Source organism: Virgibacillus carmonensis (assembly GCF_057836705.1).
Genome location: NZ_JBYQFJ010000372.1, coordinates 1 through 536 on the forward strand (window position 1 = coordinate 1; position 536 = coordinate 536).

A 536-nucleotide genomic window follows, 5' to 3' on the forward strand; every position below is an offset into this window, starting at 1 on the left:
ACGATTTCAACTTTTTCAATCGGCTCAAGCAATACCGCCTTACATTTGCTTTTAGCGGCTTTTAGCGCCATTGAACCAGCTATCTTAAATGCCATCTCGTTTGAGTCAACATCATGATAACTACCATCGTAAAGTGTTGCTTTGATATCAATTAGTGGGTACCCAGCTAATACACCAGTTTCTGTTGCTTCTTTAATACCAGTTTCAACAGAACCAATGTATTCACGCGGTACAGTTCCCCCAACGATTTTATTAGTGAATTCAAAGCCAGCGCCTTCTTCGTTTGGTTCAAATTTAACCCAAACGTGACCGTATTGTCCACGTCCGCCTGACTGACGTACGAATTTACCTTCGACTTCAGCTGAACCACGGAACGTTTCACGGTATGCAACCTGTGGAGCTCCGACATTGGCATCTACTTTAAATTCACGTTTCAAACGGTCTACGATAATATCAAGGTGAAGTTCACCCATACCTGAGATAATAGTTTGACCAGTTTCTACGTTAGTTTCCGTTCTAAAAGTAGGATCTTCTTC

Annotated in this window: 1 pseudogene; it reads right to left on the minus strand. The window is 41.8% G+C overall.

Features of this window, described 5'->3' with window-relative positions:
• Positions 1-536, minus strand: a pseudogene (gene fusA / locus AC3G7N_RS22425) (elongation factor G); the annotation flags it as partial.